Source organism: Streptomyces sp. NPDC005878 (assembly GCF_040629815.1).
Lineage (GTDB): Bacteria > Actinomycetota > Actinomycetes > Streptomycetales > Streptomycetaceae > Streptomyces.
Window position 1 is genome coordinate 128,817 of the sequence record NZ_JBEXWK010000006.1, and the last position, 16,266, is coordinate 145,082.

Genomic DNA, 16,266 nt, shown 5'->3' on the forward strand with positions numbered 1-16,266 from the left:
TAGGTGGTGCGTACTCGGCACCTTGCCTTCACGTCCGAGATCCGGGCCTTGAAGAGCACCTTCCCCTAGCCCTATGGCAGAGGACCCCGGTGGTTTCGCCGGGGTCCTCCGCTGTGCCACCCTTGCTCCGAACGTTACCGAAGAGGTCGGCAGGTATTAATCCGTGGCGGGCGTGAAGTCAGAAGGTCTGCACACCAATCCAGTTGACATGGAAACCGTACTGCTGGGCCTGGGCGACCGTGACGGTTGGGTTGGAGCGGTCCATGTCCCGCAGGTAGACCCTGAAGCCGTTCAAGGTCGGCTCGTAGACCGCCGAGGAACCTGAGCTGTCCCACATGGTCCCCTGGCCGCCGAGCGAGATGGTGTAGACCGGTGTGCCGAAAGCCGGAGAGAACTGCGCCGCACTGGCGTTGACGTCGATGAAAATACCCAGGCCCCCGGGGGTCGGTTGCCAGCCCTGGCCAGGCGTAGTGCTGCCAGAACCGATGACATTATTGGGCATGCTGCTCCTTCTGCTGTGACTTACAAGACTGCTGACGCATCGGCTACGGAGCCGGGACGGGGACCGTCCCGAGAGTTCCCCGCTTCCCTTTCTCGCTGCGTCGGTCTCATCGCTTCAAGCATTTCTGCGGCGGCCTGTCGGTATGCCGTTCCAACAGGTCGCAGCCGGAACCTGTCGCCACAGCGGTGCTTTCTCCCCTGGCTCGAAATCATGCACCGCTCGGTACGGGGACGGGCGCGCCGGTGAGTGCGGACCTGGCTCCCCGGATCGCAGAAAGGTTTGCGCGCGCAGAAGGCCGACCCGTGCACTCGCGGCACAGAGACAGTGGGCGCCATGTGTCGCACGATCGAATCTCAAGCGCCATCCTGAATGGGCCAGTTGCGGGTCACCGTAGGTGGCAACCGCCGACGCAGAGGGCTGGATCTCGTTCACTCCCAGGTGTGACGAGCAGTCAACGAGTGTTGAGTACGGGGCAAGTTCAGCCAGTTGACAGCGACCAAGACCGGTTTCCCCACGTACGGCCAGTAACCAGTAACTCCCCGCTGGCGGCCCCCGTCGGCGGCCAATTTGGGGCGGATCCCCGGTTTCGCCAACCGCGGATCCGCAGCTATGTATGGGAATGTGTGCGTCAGGGCTAGCCCAGCGATCGCGGCCCGGGTCGCCGCCGACATCGGCGCCGAACTTGTCGTGGTCGAGTCGGACCCGAACGCAAGTGCATTCACCGCACCCGTGAGGAGCTCGGCATCGCCGCCTGATCAACCAGCTCACCCCTCCTGGTGTGGCTCGCAGGACTCGCCCAACAGAGCGATCAGACGCTTCGCCTCGCTGATGTGGGGGATGTGGGGTTGGCCGCGGGCCATCACCCTGGCCAGCCGCTTGCGGTGATCGAAAACGGCAAACCCGGCGGCCTCCTCGATCAGGTGGAGGTGCGCGTTGAACGTCGTGCGGGCGACGCCGATGGTGAGGGCGGCTGAGCGGTGTGTTGGCAGTGACAACTACTGAACGGTACCGCTGTCCACGATCATGCGGAAATGCTCGAACGGTGCTCGTGATTGCGCGGAATTGCTCACGCAACTGCGGTCCCTAGAACACGCAACGTCACCAGGCGCGCTGGAGTGCCCACCCGTGACGACCGACAGACTCCCTGGGACGCTGATCTTGTCCTCATTGCCCTGGCACCCGTCTGGAGCAGCCAGTGGCGTCTGGGGTGGCGATGCGGGGTAGGGATGGGCTCCGGATACACGGTGAAGGAGTGAGGATCCATGGCGGTGCTTGAGGTGACGAGCGCGGAGCAGTTCGAAGAGATGCTCCGCGCGAACGAGAAGGTGGCCGTGATGTTCACGGCCACGTGGTGCGGACCTGGCAGGCTCATCAGCCCTGCCTTCAAGCAACTCTCCGAGCAGTACAAGGACATCATGTTCGTATCTGTGGACGCCGACAAGGTTGCCCCCGCGGCTCAGAAGCACAGCATCCGATCCATGCCCACCTTCATCTACTTCAAGAACGGCGAGAAGAGCGGCGACTTGTTGGGCGCGGACAAGACGGCGCTTGAAGACAAGGTGAAGATGTGGGCCGCGTAGTACCCGGTGCATGGCCGACGACCGTCAGGCGAGCCGTGGTCTTCCTCGGAGGCCCCGACCTCGCCTCGCGAGGACACTGAAGGACCTCCCCGGGCCGCCGTTGGAGAGCGGATCCCCGGGGTGCCGGCCATTGTCACTGATATTTCTCGTGGCCAGGTGACTTCCCGTCAGGCGATGGTCGCGGGGGAGAAAGATCGCTGCACTTCGTTGCCGTGCGCGCTGCGCCGGTCGGGTGAACTTCCGGCGAGTGGCACGCCCGTCAGCTGACGGAGAGCCGACCATCAGCGGAGGTAGTTCGCACGAGGGAAAGGTCTTCCATGCGTCGTGCACTGATCATTGTTGATGTGCAGAAGGACTTCTGTGAGGGCGGCAGCGTTCCGGTGAAGGGCGGCGCGGATCGGGCCGCCGCCATCGCCGAGTTCGTGCGGCGCGCCGACGGGCCGTACGCGTTCGTCGTCGCCACCCGTGACCATCACGTCGACCCGGGCGCCCACTTCTCCGAGAACCCCGACTTTAAGGACTCGTTCCCCGTGCACTGCGTGGTCGGCAGTGAGGGAGGCGAGTTCCATCCGGACTTCGTGCCCGCCGTGGAGTCCGGGCACGTCGACGAGGTCGTCTTCAAGGGCGCGCACTCCGCCTCGAAGAGCGGTTTCGAGGGCTTCACCCAGGACGGTACGACACTCTCCGCCTGGCTGAACGCCCGCGACATCACTGACCTCGACGTCGTCGGCATCGCGACCGATCACTGCGTGAAGGCCACCGCACTGGACGGAGTGCGCGCGGGCTTCAGCGTGCGGGTCCTGCTCGACTACACCGCCGGCGTCGCCGCCGACACCACACACACCGCACTCGACGAGCTGCGTCGGGCCGGTGTCGCACTGAGCGGTGAACCTGTCGTCATCGCCTGAACAGGCGGGGCTGCTGAGCGCCCTGCGGCAGGCTGGGCGGAGTATCGCAGCCCCATATCTAGGGTCTGTCCGATAGGTCCTGCCGACAGCAGTCAGCCAGCCTCGGCGCCACCCCTGGTTTGGGCCGGGGCTTGTCGCAGATGGGTTCGATGGAGTCCTGGTCGGCGAACCGATGGTGTGGCTGCGCGGCCCTCAGTAACGTCTCACTCATGACAGAGAGCCAGGCCATCAAGGCCGAGCACATGATTACTGGCGGCTGGTATCAAACCTGGCCGGAGGAGTCCAAGGGGTGGGTCTATAACTACGCATTCACCATCGTGGCCAACAAGGCGCCTGTTCCCTTCTGGGAGCTCGCATTTGAAGTGGCAGAGGGTGTGCAAGCGCAGATGAACCCCCAGGATGCAAGCGGGCAGTTCGAGATCGTCGATAACGGACCGAGCAGGTTCGTCCTCCGGACCCGCAGCAACGAGCACGCGCTTGAACCGGGCCAGGAAATCCAGGTGGCCATCCAAGTGCTCTTCCCCGGCCGCGCACATCACGAAGTCGGCGACGGAGAGCTGTATGACGTAACCGTCACCGAAGTTGAGTCGCTCTAGAAACCGCCTGGCAGGTCGTCAGCGGAGCCATAGTCGGATCGCGGCGAGGGTGACCGTGCCCTGGAAGACATACGCTCTCTTGTCGTATCTGGTTGCTACGGCCCGGAAGCCTTTGAGGGCGTTGATCGTGCGTTCGACTTCGTTCCTGCGGGAGTAGCGGGCACGGTCGAAGCCGGCAAGCCGGCCGCCGCGGCTTCCACGCCGTTGGCGGTTGGCCCGCTGATCCCGGCGTTCAGGGATCGTGTGCCGAATCTGCCGTCGTCGCAGGTAAAGACGGTTGCGGCGGGAACTGTACGCCTTGTCGCCGCAGACATAGACCGGGCGCGTCCTCGGATGCCCTCCAGCCGGGCGCGGGACACGGATTCGGTCCAGGACCGGGATCATCTGCCGGGCGTCACCCCACTGTCCTGGTGTGATCAGGATGGCCAGCGGTCGGCAGCCTCCCTCACTCGCCAAGTGAATCTTCGTTGTGAGTCCGCCCCGTGAACGGCCGATCGCCTCGTCGTCCCGATGCCAGGTAGCAAGACGGCGCCGTCCCGGTATCCGTGCTGGCCGTCGCCGGGCCCCGGCGGCGTGCTGGTGAACACGGCACACCGTGGAGTCCACACTCACCACGCTCCAGTCGATTCGTCCCTCCGCATCAGCATCTGTCTGGACGACCCGCAGGACCTTCTCCCACGTGCCGTCTGCTGACCACCTGCGATGCCTGTCGTGGCAGGTCTTCCACTTCCCGAACCGAGCGGGGAGGTCACGCCACGGGATACCGGTCCGCTGACGGACGAGAATCCCGTTGATGACCACGCGGTGGTTCTTCCAACGCCCGTCCCGCCCCACGCTCTTCGGAAGGCACGGCTCCAGCCGACTCCACTCCGCGTCCGAAAGATCACCCCGCCCCACACCGAGCGGAACGAGGACCGATAGCGGTAGTCACGCGACCCGTCGGACAGGCCCTAGGGCAACCGCCGAAGCCTTGGCTGAACTCTGGCACCGGGTCAGCTGATGGCCCCGGTGCCGTTGACCGCGTGGTGATCGACACGGTGGTCGTTCGTGCTGGTACGGCTCACGGCGGCGAGGGTGGTGCGTATCGCCTGGGCAGCGAAGGCGGTGTCGAGGACGCGGTTGTATCCGGTCCCGCCGACAGCCGGCGCAAGCCAAGCGGGCGAGGGGTCCCATGAGCCGTCGGGGTGCTGCGTGGCGAGCAGACGTTCGTAGTCGATGGCGTTGGGGACGCGCAGGGCACGGCTCATGATGACGCGAAGTGCCTGGGCGGCGGGTTCGTTTGTTGTGCCGATGCGTTAGCTGAGCCGGGTAACCAGCAGGCTTTCGAAGCGGTCACGGAAGCGGGGGGAACGAAGGGCGATCCGGAAGAGGGCGTAGAGGAAGAAGTCGGGGGAGGGGGTGTAGAGGGTGCCGTACTCGTAGCCACGGTTGTCCAGCAGGGCGTGGAGGAAGTCCTCCGTGGCCCGGGCAGCGGGAGCGCCGTCGCGGCCGGCCACGTGCAGCAGGCACAGGGCACTGGCGCAGACGACGCTGTCGATGCGGGGGCGTTCGGGGGTGAAGTACAGCTGGAGCAGGCCGTCGGCGTCGGCGTTGGCCAGGATGCGGTCGGCTGCGCGTTGGAGGGTGGACTCGTCGGCCAGACCGTGGGTGTACAGGACGGTAAGGGCCAGCGCGGTGTCGTCGGCGTCCAGGGGCATCGTGCCGAGTGCGTCCTGCGGTGCAGTGAGGAAGGTGTAGAGGCCGTCGTGTCCGAGAGAGGCGATCCAGCGCAGGAGGGCCTGGCCGGGTTCGGTCCGGGCGATGGTCTGGTGGGCATCGAGGAGGTAGAGGGGGGATGAGATCTCCTCCACGGGGAGACGCTCACCGGTGCCGAGGACTACTTCGGAGCCCAGGGTGTTGGTGAGGACAGCATCGGCGACGAAGTCCTGGGCGGCCTTCAGCCGGCCGGCCTGGTCGCGCAACCGCCACAGGTCGGCAGGGGTGCGGTAGCGGACGGAGAGGATGCCGTGCGCGCGGGTGAACTGAAGGACGTGCTGATCCGCTCCGAGGTAGACGGTGTCGTCCGGGGGGATGTCCCAGTGGCGGCACAGGCGGGCGACACCGCTGCGGCTTGTGAGGCCGGTGCGCAATGCGGCGGTGGTGACGACGCTGGTGAACCGCAGCCACAGGTCGGGCATGCGTTCGCGAAGGAGGGCATGGTGGGCCGCGGGCATCAGAGCGACGCACAGGCGCCTGCCCTGGGCCGTGAGGGCGTCGAGCATGCCGGTCAGTCCGGGTGGGCTGCGCCAGCTGTGCGTGTGCGCGGTGACGGCGTCCGCGACTGCGGCCGCACTCACGTTCAAGGTGGCGGCGATCGTGCCGAACGCCTCGTGTTCGGAGAGCTCTCCGCGGCTGTGGCGCATCCAGGCGGTGCTATGGAAGATCCTGCGGACAGGCACGCCGGCGAGTTCCCCGGTGAGGCTCTGCCCGCCGTGGAAGAGGACTCCCTCGGCCTCGATGACGATGTTGGTGCGCCCTGTAGGGGTCAAGCGGTGCACGCTCCTTCGTCGTGGCGGCACGGAGTGGGGACGGAGGCTGTGCCCAGCGTGGTGGCGGTGAGCGTGTGGCGGTCGGCCAGCGGCCAGCCGTGACGGCGGGCGGCGGCGGCCAGGCGGGGACCGGCCTCGAAGGCGACGGGGTGTCCGACACCGGCGAGGAGTTCGATGTCGGTGGAGGAATTGCCGACCGCGGCGCAGTGCGCGAGGTTGCCCTCGCCGCCGATCAGCTCAGTGGCGAGGGCGAGTTTCTCGTCGGTCATCGCGGGGGTGTGCAGGTAGGTCCCGGTGTAGTGGCCGTTGCGCGAGGCCAGCACGGCGCCGCGCCAGCGGTGGAAACCCAGTGAACGGGCCACCTGCTCCACGATTTCGTGAGGGCTGCCGGAGATTAGGACCAGGGTGGTGCCCCGCGCACGCAGTTCTTCAAGGAGCGGGGCGGCGTAGGCGAAGACCCGGTGTCGCTCCCTTTCCCACAGCAGGCGGGCCCGGTCCCGTACCTGCCGGGCGTCGCAGCCGCGCAGGGCCTGGGCGTGCAGCCTGTAGGCCGTGCCGACCCTGTCGGGTTCGTGCAGCTGCTCATGGTCGAAGGCACGCAAGAACGCGAACAGGCGTTCCGCCGGCTCGCGTGCGCAGATCCCGGCGGCGTGCAGGTCCCTCAGCAGGAGGATGCCCAGGACGTCCGGGTGGAGCGTGCCGTCGAGGTCGAAAACCGCATGCCGCACAGCGCGCGTCGCACCGCCGTACGGGGGGTGCCCGGCCTTGTGGTCGGATGTCCCGGTCATGAGCACGCCTTCCCCTGGCCATGCGCGTTGAGAAGCCTCCCTCTCCGTGCCCAGCCGCACCGCCCACCATGCCGAACCGGAACAGCGCACATACGGTCGACACAGGGACCCGCCTTCGGCCCCGTAGCGAGCACACGGGGGCGGAGCCGCCGTCGCGTCTGGCCCTCCGGCCAAGGGCGAGCCGAACAGGGGGGCGGCGGAATGATCTCGGCCTTGCCCAGGAGAGCTGCCGCCGAGAGCCCATTGCCCGATGCCGCTAGAGATTGCACTCGCGGTGGTTGTGACTTGCAAGATGAAGCGTCCACCTCCGCGCTGGGCGCCGTGGTTGTGCAGATCTGCCTTGCATTTTGGGGCTGCGAGGAGAGGCGCCCCGGCACAGGTGAGGGCGAGGACTGTTGTGCTCCTCGCCCCCGTGTTCGGCATCAGTGCTTGGCGATCACATCCTTGGCGACGTCGATGTACTTCTGCGTCGCATCGGTCTGCGTCATGCCCGCCAGGTTATTCCAGGCGTTCCACTTCGCTTTCCCGGTGAAATCCATCATCCCAGGTGCATCGGTGGTGTTGTCACCGACGGTCGCCTGTTTGAAGTAGGCATAGAGCTCCAGAAGGGTGTCGTTGCCCGGCTTACTGCTCACGTTCTTCACATCTTCGGCCAACTGCTTGAACTCGGGGTTGTCCAGTCCTACTGACATTCCTGTCCTTCCGTGGCTGCTCGGGTACCGAATGCTCCCGTGCGTCTGCTCGGGTCAACGACCGCTGCTGGTGGCGAGTGACGCTTGGCTCGGGCGAGTGTGACGCTGCTGAGAGGCGGCATCGTCAGCCCAGGTAACCGAGCCTCTCACCGTTGGTGGCGCCCTACGTTTTTCCTATGGCGCGATCGAGCCATTCGTAGGGTGCTGTCACCCGGGGGCGCTGGGTGTAGCTGTGATGGCGCTGCCGCTTGCGTGGCTGAAAGAGCTTGGCCGCTCAGCGGCCCGCGACGACTCGACCGCTCATGGGGATGCGCGAACAAGATCGCCGGGTAGGGCCACGACGGCGAGGCCGTCTGCGGGACAGCTGACGGAGCCAACCGGAGTGGAGGCATCGCAGTGGGGGCGATAGCCCCGATGCGGTGCCGCGCAGTGCCGCATCCGGAATGAACCCGGGCTCCGGTGTCCGAATGCGGCGCAGACGGGCGTCAGGAGGTGCGCTCCTCCACGTAGGCGATCAAGTCGCCGACCGTTGTGAGGTTCTTGGCCTCGTCCTTGGGCAGCTGGATCTGCAGTTCCGTTTCGATCTGCCGACGCAGCAGCGCGGACTGCTTGGCGTCGATTCCCAGGTCAGCGGCGAAGGCAGCCGCAGCGGTCACCTCTGCCGGGTCGATGCCGAGCTGGTCGGCGACGATACGGGTGACCTGTTGCTGGACGGTACTCATGGCTACTCCCTCGCGGCTACGCCTGGTGGACGGTGACGTAGTCGATGGCGGCCTGCACGGTCCTGATCTTCTCGGCCTCTTCGTCGGGGATTTCGGTGCCGAACTCCTGTCCCAGGGCCAGGGCGAGTTCAACAGTGTCCAGTGAGTCCGCTCCCAGGTCCTCGACGAAGGAGGCGCTGTTCATCACCTCTTCCTGCCTGACACCCAGTTGCTTGGCGACGATGCGCTTCACGCGTTCTTCGATGGTGGACAAACCGTGGTCTCCTCTTTCCGGCCTCGAACGGGACAAAAAGAACTTGGAGCGGAAACAGGCCACTCAAACCCTCCCGGTCGGCAGAAGCACGAAGTGACCTGTTCCTTACTCTCAGGTGGCCGGATTGCCTCCAACGGCCCAGGCTCACAGTTGTCCGTCGGACGGGAAGCGGCTGCCCGGGGGCAGGGAGATGCCGTTGTCCGCTCTCAGCCGGGTTCGTCGACACAAGCCAGACCAGATGAGAACCAAACCGTCCTGAAGGTGGAAAACCGGACGCAGATCTACATGCCCCACCGAGATCGACCGCACCGGACGCAACCTCGCCTGAGAACAACAGGCTTCGCCGACACGGGATAGAGACTGAGCAGGCGTATGCAAGATCGCCCTGCACTGCGCAACCTCTCATGCGAGGTAGAGCTGCAAAGTGCAAGGTCCACCTGGACAAGACACCCATCATCTGTTGGAGACGCCCCAAGAAGACCCGGACATCATCGTGTTACGGCTCGTAGCGCACACCGCGGCCGGCGGGCACAGTGGTCGGCCATGGGCAGCAATTGGCAACGCACCGAGCACCGCCGCGTCCTCTACGAAGGGGGGCCCGGCGGTCGCATCCGACTGACCGTCGACCAGGCCGTACGCCCCGACGGCAACACCGTGGCCTACCCCTACGTGCAGACACCCGACACCGTCCGCGTCCTGGCTGTGCACCGCGGCCGGATACCGCTGGTGAGACAGCACATCTACCTCCACGACACTGTGCTCCAGGACCTACCCGGCGGGATGGTCGATCAAGACGAAACCCCCGAGGCAGCTGCCCGCCGCGAGTTGGCGGAGGAGACCGGCTTGACCGCCGCGTGGCTACACCGGCTCGGCACGGTCGTCACCGCCCGTTCGGCATGCACCGAGACGGCCCACCTCTACCTCGCCCACGCCTTCACATGCGGTCCGGCCGCCACAGAACCCGGGGAGGACCTCACCACGCAGTGGCGGACCTGGCACGAGCTCCTGACGCCGACTGGAGCTGCGGGAGAATCCTCTGACGCGTCCTCCCTCGCCGCCATCCTGTACGCAGACGCCCTTCTGCGCCGCACCACCGGAACCCTCCCGGCCGAGGGACAGCTCCCCGCCACAGCCCACGCGGCATACACCGCCATCCGCACACGGAACCCTGCGGTCGACAGTCGCCTGCTGCTGTGCTGGCTGGACATCGCGCTCGGAGCCCACCCGCCGGGGCGCCGCGTCGTCAGCGAGTGTGAGGAGAACAGCCACACCGCCGGCTGGAACGCAGCGTGGCTCCAGGCGGAACTGCGACTCTCCAAAATGGTCGGGCATCCCGACGAACCGTGACTCGGACACGCCCACCCATCCTTGCACCACGGGTGTTGCGCTCGGTACCTTGTCGCTCACCGCTGCTGAACTGCGCAAATACGAGACGTCCGGCACGACTTGCGGTTGACCCCAAGAGAAGGCCGGATGGCAGCCCGGGTACGTACGAGCACGTGTCTGTCGTAGACAGTGTGCGAGTGGTCGCTATCGATCGCGGGCAGCACGTGGCCCTCGTCGAGGACGATTTCTATCTTCAGGGTCGCCGTGTGCTGCACCTGCCAGGCGGGGGGACGGATGGTCAGACTCCCCGCGTTGCGGCTGTGCGGGAGTTGGAGGAGGAGACGGGGCTGGTTGCCAACGTCGTGCGGCCCCTGGGCGTCATCGACCCGCTGCCAGCGACCACGGCCGCGCGTACGTACCTGTTCCTGGCCACAGGGTTGGCGCCGGGTTCCGCGCATAGGGACGCCACTGAGGCTGGCATGACGCTGGAGTGGAGGCCCCTGTCGGCCGTGCTCAACGCCATCGAGAACGGTGAGATCACGGAAGCGGGGAGTGTGGTGGCATTGCTCCTGGCCGAGCGCATACTTCGCTCTACGCCGCCAGCCAAGCTGAGGCAGTGACGTCGCGACCACAGAACTCCGCAAGCTCTGCCTGGAGTTGCGCGATCCTCGTGGTCGCACGCCCGTGGGCGGCCTGGCCCTCGGCGAACCGTGGCCAAGCGCGCACGAGGTCCGCGGATACCCACTGGCGGGACATTTCACTTCGACTGTCGCCGGCGTCTTGGACGAGGGCGAGCGTGTCGTTGCAGTAGGCGATCCACGAAGGCCGTAGCACCAGCAGGCCGGATACTGCCGAGAGTGCGACGGCTGTCGACGCGGCCACCGGCCGGGTGGGATGGAGGCCATAGGCCAGCGTGGTGTGAGGGCTTCATGGACCGCCTCGCTGTCGTAGACCGACTCGCCGATCAGCGAATCTGGGTCGTCGTGCAGCGATGCGGCGACGGTAGGTGCGAATGATGCGCAGATCGCGACGGACACCTGGGTCTGCCAGGCCAGATCGCGCTCCTGCTTGGACCCGATGAGCATGATGCCCTCCCCTCGTCGACAGCACATGCAGCGCACGGAATGTCTACCTGACCGCGTGGCCTCCTCACAATGAGGAGTGCGGGGGCGAGCACGTTGCCCTGCTGTCCTATCGGCCGAAACTCAGACACACGAACAGGGCACCCAGCAGCGTGAAGGCCCCGGTGATGAGGACGCAGAAGAGGTGGCCGAACAGGGGCGACCAGGTGCCGCCTTGGCCCATGATCGTGGCGGACCGTGCGGGGTTGTTGGGCAAGGTACCGCACGGTGACGGTGCCGCCCGGTTCGAGGAGCAGAGCATCTTCCTCGAACTCGACGTACTGCCCGTCGAGGGTGGTGAAGGCATGGACGTGGTGCCAGGAGGTGTTGCCTTCGCTCCCTTCTGACGAGTATCGGCGGATGCAGCGGCCTTCGACGGCGACGCCGCTCGTGACGGAGCGCAGGCGGCAGATCAACCGACGCGAGAGGGAGAAGCAGAGCATCCCGAAGGCGGCCACGATGGCGAGGCCGACCCAGAACATCGTCATCTGCACCGGGTTGAGGCTCATCGACTGCGCCCGGGAAGGTGGACGGCCTGCGGCGCTGCTGCTACCCGTGCTGGGGCTTGTGCGGTGCGACGCACTGGGCCCCGAGTAGCCGGATGTACGAGGCGGCTTCCATGGCCCTCGGTCATTTCGAAGGCGATGTCGTGCACCAGGGTCATCGGTGTGTGCGTGGACAGTCGGAGTGCCCAGACGGGCTGGTGGGCGGCGTGGCCGCCCCAGAAAGTCCATATGGGAAGGGAGCCGTCGGCCTTTTGGATGTCGAACGCATCGAAGAGCATGCCGCCCTTTTGGGGGCCGGGGGCCTCCCAGGCGATGTAGCGCCCGTGAATGGACTGCTTCCAGCCCGCATCCGCGAGCGGACGGGTCGCCTTGGCGATGTCAGCCTCGGTAACGCGGGTGGACGGACCGCGGCCCCAGACGTCCTCGGTGGTGACCGTGTCCAGCAGTGCGCTGATGATCGCGGTCGGCGTGGAGGCGGTGGCTGTGCCGTGCCACAGGCGGTCGCCCACGGGGGTCTCGTAGGCGGCGACGGTCCAGTTGATGTCGCGCGGCCCGGTTTCGTGCTCGAACTCCAAGCGCAGGGTGAGGGATTCGTGGCTGGCGATGGTGCTCTCGTCGTACGGGCGGTACTTCTCCCAGGCGGGTTGGGAGTTGAGGAAGTCCTTGAGGAGCGCTTCGTGGTCGCCGGGGTCGGCGGCGTACACCGGTACCAACTCCGTCTTCAGCGCCTGCGATTCGACCGGGGTGTCGGTGTCAGCGGCGGTGGCTGCCCCCGACGCCGAGGTGCCGGCGAGAGCTTGGGTGGCCTGCCGTTCTGTGTCGGTGGGCGGAGGCGGGCCGGGGCGGATGACGGCGCCGTACAGGCGCTCGAAGTCGGCGATGGCTTCGCTGGGGGTGTCGTAGGAGCCGCTGACGACCCGCAGGTGGTCCTCGCCATGGAGATGGACGCTGTCGGCATGCCGGTAGGTGCCGACCGCGCCGGTGGTGTGGCCGTCATGGGCGTGGAGGTGGATGGTGAGGAAACCCGAGGCGATGTCGTCGTGGATCTTCTGGGCGTCGGCGGAGACGAGCCGGATCTCATCACGGTCGAGCCAGGTCATTGGGTGGCTCGCCCAGGTCCACTCGGTGTTGATCTCCTCCCGCAGCGGCTCGGTGATCTCAACGGAGATCCCGGCGTCGCGTAGGAGATCTGCGGTGATGTTGGCGTAGTAGGGCTCCTCGTGGTCGATCCGGACGAGGAGCATCGTGGTCTCGGTGACCGGCTGGAAGCCTTCCGAGGCGAGGGTGGCGCAGGCGGTGTGGAGCGTGTTGCCGCTGAGGGTGGCGACGACGGCGCTGGGGTGCTGGGGGTGCAGGGCGAGGCGAACGTGGGCGTCGGGTGCGGTGTCGGGCATAGCGGGCTCGTTTCGCCGGTCCGGGCAGACGCGGAGGTCGGCCCGGACCGGGGGTTCTAGCGAGTGACTCGGACGGGGAGTGGGGCGGTCCGTGGTGACGGCCCAGCCCGAGGAGCAGCGGGGGTGCGGGCCGGACGTGCGGTGCGCGGTGCGGCTGGGCTGGTGGCCTGGTGCCAGCGGGAGCGCACAGCGGTCAGGTCGGCCAGCGCCCGCCGGCTGCCGGTGATGAGCTGGTGGGGGCTGTTGGCGGGGTCGTCGGTGAAGGCGGCGATGGTCACGGCGACGCTCTGGGCGCGGCTGAGCAGGGCACGCTCAAGGACCTTCTCGCCCCAGTGTTCGGGGGAGCCGACCGGCGTGGACAGCAGGGCCAGCAGATCCGCAGGAGCGATCCCCTTTACGAGGGGGCCGCGGTGCTGGGCTTCCCAGAGCACCGTGATCGGGTCGACCGGATCGCCGCGATGGGAGAGCGCGGCCACACATCGCCACAGCGTCGCGTGCACCGGAAGCGCGAAGTCCTCGGGGACAAGCCAGCGCATCTGGCTGGCCTGGGCAGGGTGGGCGGTAGCGGTGGCGATGAGGAGACGTTCCTCGTCGAGGGCGTCCTCGCTGGTGTCCCGGGCCGGGGACGGTGGCAGCGCGGTGCGCGGCACAGAACCCGCGTGCGGGGCGAAGCGGCCCGCCAGGTCATCCAGGAACCGGGTTAGGGCGTCGGCCTGGCGGACCGTGTCCTTCGCACGGTGGGGCAGGGTGATGTCCATCGCGGTCTGGGCGAGGCGTTCGGCGTGGAGGCGCAGGCTGCGGCGGGCATGGTCGGCGAGGATCATCCGCGCGTACGCGGCTGCGTGTTGGGGCCAGGGGCAGACCTGGATGAGCAGGTGCAGGTAGGAGACGGTCAGTCCGGGGGCGTGGGGGCGGGCCGCGGCCAGGACTGTGTTCAGCCAGGCCGGGCTGGTGCGGTGCTGCTCGGCGTCCGGGGCCGGCACCGTGCGCATCGCGCGGAACACTTCGCCGTGCGCTTGATGGGAGAAGTGGCCCGGATCTATGGGGCCGAGTTCGTCGAGGCGGTGGGGGTCGAGCAGGAGGGCGCCGAGCAGGGCTTGTTCGGCGTAGTGCACGGGCGCCGGCGGCGGGGCGTCATCCAGGTCGTCGTTCTCATCGGGTATGGGGTTGGGCATCAGGCGGCCAGGGTGAAGTCGTCGGGGGTGAGGGTTTTGCCGAGGTGGGGGGCCAGCAGGTGGGCTGCGAGGCGGGGCGGCACGGCGTTGCCGACCTGGCTGAAGACCTGGCCCTTGTTGCCCTGCCAGGGGTAGTCGGCGGGGAAGGTCTGAAGGATGCCGGCCTCGGCGGCGGTGATCCGGATCGGATCAGGAGCGCGGGCGGTGCCGGGCGTCGCGGGGGCAACTGGTTCGGCCTGCCACACACATTCGTTGACACGGTGGCCGAAGAACAGGGTTCCGGCCGGCTGGTCGAGGGTGCGGGTCGTGGCGTTGGCCTGGCTGTTGCTGCGCAGACTCCAGCGCCACGCGGTCGCCGTGCCCGCGGAGGGGTGAGGGAGACGGTTGGTCTTCTCCACCGGACAATGCGCCTCGGGCCGAACGGAGTTGGCGGGCGGGTGCGGTTTCCAGGTGCCGCGGTCACGGGCGTCGCGGAGGGTCTTGCGGGAGCCGGAGGGGAACGGCTCGGGCCCGCCACCGGGTCCGCCTCCGGCACACACAGTGGGGACGGGGCGGTCGGTGGCGCCCCAGCCGAGGGCCTCGGCCATGGACACCCACCGGGCGCGGCCCGGCCCGAACAGCGAGTCGGGCTCGGCCAGTTTGGCGTGGGTGGGTGGCGGGGGCCCGGCGGTGCACGTACGTGAGGCGAGCAGGATTGCCCGCCGCCTGGTCTGCGGGACCCCATAGTCGGCGGCGTTCAGGATCCCGGTCCACACCGAGTACCCCCAGGTCCGCAGGATCGCGGCGTACTGACGCCACAGCGGAAGGACGTCGGGGACCTCCTCCATCGCGACCCATTCCGGCTGGCCGTGCTGGTGGAAGGCGTGCAGGTAGCGCATGGGTTCGGCGGCGAGCAGACTCCGCGGATCCTGGCAGGCGGCCAGGAGCTGGGCACGGGTGTCGAAGCCCCGGGCGAGGTCAGCGACAGCCTGGTGGACCAGGGGCTGGTCGAGGAGCCCGAGGCGTTTGCCGGCCATCGACCATGCCTGACAGGGCGGTGACGCGATCAGCCCGGTGATCCGGCCGAGAAACGGCCACAACGGGTAGGCCGCGACATCGGTTTGGATGGTCAACTGCCCGGCTGCGGCACGGGTTTTGCATGCCCAGGCGTCCCATTCCAGGCCCACGTCCCGTGCGCCCAGCACGGTCAGGGCCTGGCTCCATCCGCCCGGGCCGGCGAACAGATCAAGTATCAAGAGGCCAGTCCGAAGCCGTCCTGGACCACGTCGGTTTCACCGCGGCAGGCCCATGGGGAACAGCCGTCGACAACGCCGTCTTCCAGGTCTTGGGCTTCTGCTTCGCTGTCGCCGAGTTCCTGCTGGAGGGCTGCCCATTCGGCGGCGGTGACGTGGTCGATCGGCGCTTGGTCGAGTGGCACGCGTGAGCGGTGGAGGAATGCCTCGCCCAGCAGCCGGTTGCCGCTTGCGTTGGCGCGTGCGTTGCCCTTCCGGATGGCCGCGTCAAAGGCCACCACGTCCTCCCACTCCTGTGGCGAGGAGTCGCGGATGGATCTCCACTGCGCGTTTCCGTGGAAAGGGCATCCCAGGCAGCTCGATTTGGGTGTATCCGCCAGGCCGAGTGACGTCAGGTATTTGATGCAGTCGGCCCTCGACCAGTCCATATCGATGAGAGGGTGCCGGTTGCGCATGTATTTGACGTCCGAGTCCTTGGCCCGATGAAATTCATCCGTTGAAATGCCGACCCACTGCTCCACGAAGACATCGCGTGGGATGCGGATTGGATACGGGTATCCGAGGAGTTCACGCACCTGCTTCTTCAGTGGCTTAATTTTATATTCGCCGGTGCATTGACGCCTGGTCATCCCGGCCTTGCCGTCCTGGTTCAGGATGTACAAAGGCATGGAAGCGAAGCGGTGGTGCGGGTCGAGTGCGTCTTGTCGGATGTTCCCGGAGGAGACGCGCAGGATGGGAATTCCGGCGGGAGCGGCTATGTCCCGCTCCAGCCGGTCCAGATGGCGATAAACGGCCTGCGGCTCCCAGCCGGTATCTGCGAATATAGCGTAATCGACCCTGGGGAGGTCGCCCTTCGCGGACAGGGCGAGCAGGGCGCTGGATTGCACTCCGGCGCCCAGAGAAATTATTCGGAGGGCAGGTTCAGGCATGAAGGAGTTTCTGT

General features: G+C 67.1%; 19 protein-coding genes. 5 read left to right on the forward strand and 14 right to left on the reverse strand.

Annotation, left to right across the window (positions count from 1 at the left end; translation table 11 throughout):
* Nucleotides 1–178: 178 nt before the first annotated feature.
* On the reverse strand, nucleotides 179–502 hold the full coding sequence (locus tag ABZ404_RS12720) for a hypothetical protein (RefSeq protein ID WP_358830654.1): 324 nt from the start codon (nucleotides 500–502) through the stop codon (nucleotides 179–181).
* 764 nt (nucleotides 503–1,266) lie between these two features.
* Nucleotides 1,267–1,497 carry a hypothetical protein gene (locus ABZ404_RS12725; protein WP_358830655.1) on the reverse strand — a complete coding sequence of 77 codons (231 nt, stop codon included), beginning with the start codon at nucleotides 1,495–1,497 and terminating at the stop codon, nucleotides 1,267–1,269.
* A gap of 267 nt (nucleotides 1,498–1,764) precedes the next feature.
* Here ABZ404_RS12725 and ABZ404_RS12730 point away from each other — a divergent pair, with 267 nt between their 5' ends.
* The 3 genes from ABZ404_RS12730 (at nucleotide 1,765) to ABZ404_RS12740 (ending at nucleotide 3,586) form a co-directional block, all read left to right on the forward strand.
* Nucleotides 1,765–2,082, forward strand: coding sequence for a thioredoxin domain-containing protein (locus ABZ404_RS12730; RefSeq protein ID WP_358830656.1), 318 nt, complete (start codon nucleotides 1,765–1,767; stop codon nucleotides 2,080–2,082).
* 317 nt (nucleotides 2,083–2,399) lie between these two features.
* On the forward strand, nucleotides 2,400–2,990 hold the full coding sequence (locus ABZ404_RS12735) for an isochorismatase family protein (RefSeq protein WP_358830657.1): 591 nt from the start codon (nucleotides 2,400–2,402) through the stop codon (nucleotides 2,988–2,990).
* A 209-nt stretch (nucleotides 2,991–3,199) separates the two neighbouring features.
* Nucleotides 3,200–3,586 carry a hypothetical protein gene (locus ABZ404_RS12740; RefSeq protein WP_358830658.1) on the forward strand — a complete coding sequence of 129 codons (387 nt, stop codon included), beginning with the start codon at nucleotides 3,200–3,202 and terminating at the stop codon, nucleotides 3,584–3,586.
* A gap of 18 nt (nucleotides 3,587–3,604) precedes the next feature.
* On the opposite strand, the gene ABZ404_RS12745 is transcribed toward ABZ404_RS12740, so the two are convergent.
* The 7 genes from ABZ404_RS12745 to acpP all read right to left on the reverse strand — a co-directional run bounded on the left by ABZ404_RS12745 (nucleotide 3,605) and on the right by acpP (nucleotide 8,569).
* Nucleotides 3,605–4,483 carry an IS5 family transposase gene (locus ABZ404_RS12745; RefSeq protein WP_358830659.1) on the reverse strand — a complete coding sequence of 293 codons (879 nt, stop codon included), beginning with the start codon at nucleotides 4,481–4,483 and terminating at the stop codon, nucleotides 3,605–3,607.
* Between the two features lie 95 nt (nucleotides 4,484–4,578).
* Nucleotides 4,579–4,833 (reverse strand): hypothetical protein, encoded by a 255-nt coding sequence (locus ABZ404_RS12750; protein ID WP_358830660.1) that lies wholly within the window; start codon nucleotides 4,831–4,833, stop codon nucleotides 4,579–4,581.
* 48 nt (nucleotides 4,834–4,881) lie between these two features.
* Nucleotides 4,882–6,114 (reverse strand): HAD family hydrolase, encoded by a 1,233-nt coding sequence (locus ABZ404_RS12755; protein ID WP_358830661.1) that lies wholly within the window; start codon nucleotides 6,112–6,114, stop codon nucleotides 4,882–4,884.
* Complete coding sequence (locus ABZ404_RS12760; RefSeq protein ID WP_358830662.1) at nucleotides 6,111–6,902, reverse strand: HAD family phosphatase; 792 nt, start codon at nucleotides 6,900–6,902, stop codon at nucleotides 6,111–6,113. The genes ABZ404_RS12755 and ABZ404_RS12760 overlap by 4 nt, the downstream gene beginning before the upstream one ends.
* Before the next feature lie 422 nt (nucleotides 6,903–7,324).
* Nucleotides 7,325–7,594, reverse strand: coding sequence for an acyl-CoA-binding protein (locus ABZ404_RS12765; protein ID WP_358830663.1), 270 nt, complete (start codon nucleotides 7,592–7,594; stop codon nucleotides 7,325–7,327).
* Between the two features lie 485 nt (nucleotides 7,595–8,079).
* Entirely contained in the window at nucleotides 8,080–8,316 is a 237-nt protein-coding gene (locus tag ABZ404_RS12770) for an acyl carrier protein (protein WP_358830664.1), read from the reverse strand.
* A gap of 16 nt (nucleotides 8,317–8,332) precedes the next feature.
* Nucleotides 8,333–8,569 carry an acyl carrier protein gene (gene acpP / locus ABZ404_RS12775; protein ID WP_358830665.1) on the reverse strand — a complete coding sequence of 79 codons (237 nt, stop codon included), beginning with the start codon at nucleotides 8,567–8,569 and terminating at the stop codon, nucleotides 8,333–8,335.
* 543 nt (nucleotides 8,570–9,112) lie between these two features.
* Between acpP and ABZ404_RS12780 the strand changes: the two genes are divergently transcribed.
* Together ABZ404_RS12780 and ABZ404_RS12785 are read left to right on the forward strand one after the other, a co-directional pair.
* Complete coding sequence (locus ABZ404_RS12780; protein WP_358830666.1) at nucleotides 9,113–9,916, forward strand: NUDIX hydrolase; 804 nt, start codon at nucleotides 9,113–9,115, stop codon at nucleotides 9,914–9,916.
* A 176-nt stretch (nucleotides 9,917–10,092) separates the two neighbouring features.
* Nucleotides 10,093–10,515: an NUDIX hydrolase gene (locus tag ABZ404_RS12785; RefSeq protein ID WP_358830667.1), complete on the forward strand. Its 423-nt coding sequence runs from the start codon at nucleotides 10,093–10,095 to the stop codon at nucleotides 10,513–10,515.
* 344 nt (nucleotides 10,516–10,859) lie between these two features.
* Here ABZ404_RS12785 and ABZ404_RS12790 read toward each other — a convergent pair whose 3' ends face one another.
* From ABZ404_RS12790 to ABZ404_RS12810, 5 genes are read right to left on the reverse strand one after another with little or no spacing between them, the layout of a single operon-like run.
* On the reverse strand, nucleotides 10,860–11,525 hold the full coding sequence (locus ABZ404_RS12790; protein WP_358830668.1) for a DUF3592 domain-containing protein: 666 nt from the start codon (nucleotides 11,523–11,525) through the stop codon (nucleotides 10,860–10,862).
* Nucleotides 11,522–12,916 (reverse strand): DUF317 domain-containing protein, encoded by a 1,395-nt coding sequence (locus ABZ404_RS12795; protein ID WP_358830669.1) that lies wholly within the window; start codon nucleotides 12,914–12,916, stop codon nucleotides 11,522–11,524. The genes ABZ404_RS12790 and ABZ404_RS12795 overlap by 4 nt, the downstream gene beginning before the upstream one ends.
* 56 nt (nucleotides 12,917–12,972) lie before the next feature.
* The gene (locus ABZ404_RS12800) at nucleotides 12,973–14,091 is read right to left on the reverse strand and encodes a DnaB-like helicase N-terminal domain-containing protein (protein WP_358830670.1); all 1,119 of its coding nucleotides are present in this window, start codon (nucleotides 14,089–14,091) and stop codon (nucleotides 12,973–12,975) included.
* Complete coding sequence (locus ABZ404_RS12805) at nucleotides 14,091–15,326, reverse strand: DNA cytosine methyltransferase (protein WP_358830671.1); 1,236 nt, start codon at nucleotides 15,324–15,326, stop codon at nucleotides 14,091–14,093. The genes ABZ404_RS12800 and ABZ404_RS12805 overlap by 1 nt, the downstream gene beginning before the upstream one ends.
* A complete protein-coding gene (locus ABZ404_RS12810) occupies nucleotides 15,323–16,195 on the reverse strand; it encodes a hypothetical protein (protein WP_358830820.1) in 873 nt (290 codons plus the stop codon). The genes ABZ404_RS12805 and ABZ404_RS12810 overlap by 4 nt, the downstream gene beginning before the upstream one ends.
* Nucleotides 16,196–16,266: the final 71 nt, after the last annotated feature.